Source organism: Corallococcus silvisoli, assembly GCF_009909145.1.
GTDB lineage: Bacteria > Myxococcota > Myxococcia > Myxococcales > Myxococcaceae > Corallococcus > Corallococcus silvisoli.
The window spans coordinates 1-1,427 of record NZ_JAAAPJ010000058.1 but is presented as its reverse complement, the minus strand read 5'-3'; the positions used below and the strand labels follow the sequence as shown (position 1 = coordinate 1,427).

Annotated in this window: 1 protein-coding gene; it reads right to left on the bottom strand. The window is 68.0% G+C overall.

The genetic code is table 11. The features are described from left to right. Window positions 1-1,427: condensation domain-containing protein (locus GTY96_RS37035; RefSeq protein WP_235686149.1), on the bottom strand; the 1,427-nt coding region annotated here is incomplete at both ends.

Here is a 1,427-nt window from a genome sequence, read left to right as displayed (position 1 = left end):
GGGCTGCGGCTCAGGTCGCGAGTGGGCTGAACGGCTTCGACGAGCTTCTCGAAGGGCAGGTGCTGGTGCTCGTAGGCGGCGAACGTGGTGCCGCGCACCTGAGCCAACAGCTCACGGAACGTCGCGCGTGGATCCAGGTGGGAGCGAAGGACGAGGGTGTTGACGAAGAAGCCGATGAGGCCCTCGGTCTCCGCCTGGGTGCGACCGGCGATGGGAGAGCCCACGCTGATGTCGTCCTGTGCGGAGTAACGCGACAGGAGGACCTGGAAGGCGGCGAGCAGCGCCATGAAGGGCGTGGCGCCTTCACGTTGAGCCAGTGCCTTGAGCGCATCGGAGACCCTGGCGGAGACGCGCACGTCCACCTTGGCGCCGCGGTGCGATTGCACGGGAGGGCGACGGTGGTCGGTGGGCAGCTCCAGCGCGGCGGGTGCTCCGGACAACTGCTGCTTCCAGTACTCAATCTGCGCGTCCAGGGTTTCACCCTGGAGCCACTGGCGCTGCCACGTCGCGAAGTCGGCGTACTGCACGGGGAGGGGCGCGAGGCCCGGCTCCTGGCCCTCATGGAACGCCGCGTACAGCGCGATGAGTTCGCGGACGAGGACGCCCATGGACCAGCCGTCGGAGACGATGTGGTGCATCGTCACGAGCAGCAGGTGCTCCTCTCCGCCCAGACGCACCAGGGTGGTGCGCAGCAGCGGGCCCGTGGCGAGTTGGAAGGGCCGTCGTGCTTCCGCGGCGGCCAACCGCTGGGCTTCGTCCCTCCGATCCGCATCCGGAACGGTGGTGAGGTCCACGACCGTCAGCGTCCATCCGTTGGGCGCGTGGACGCGTTGCACGGGCTGGCCCCGATGCTCGTTGAATGTGGTGCGCAGGGCTTCGTGACGCGCGACCAGCGCTTCGAAGGCATGGCGCAGGGCCTCCACGTCCAGGTGTCCGGAGAGCTGGAGCGCGGTGGGGATGTTGTAGGACGCGTCCTCCGGCTGGAGTTGATCCAACAGCCACAGGCGCTGCTGAGCGAAGGAGAGCGGTAGCGAGCCTTCGTGAGAGACAGGGGTGAGCTTGGGGGCGCGGTGGCCGGTGCTCCCGGACAGTCGCTTCGCCAGGGCCTCCACCGTTGACGACTCGAAGAGCGCGCGGAGGGGGAGTTCCACGTTGAACTCGGCGCGCACGCGAGACACCACTTGGGTGGCGAGGAGGGAGTGTCCGCCGAGATCGAAGAAGGAGTCCCGCACCCCGACACGGGCAACCTTCAGCACTTCGGCCCAGATGGAAGCGAGAGAGGCCTCTGCTTCGGTGCGAGGAGCCACGTAGGAGTGAGTGGCCTGGGGTGCTTCTGGTTCGGGGAGGGCCTTGCGGTCGACCTTGCCGTTGGAGTTGAGGGGCAGGGCGTCGAGCACGAGGAAGGCGGAGGGCACCATGTACTCGGG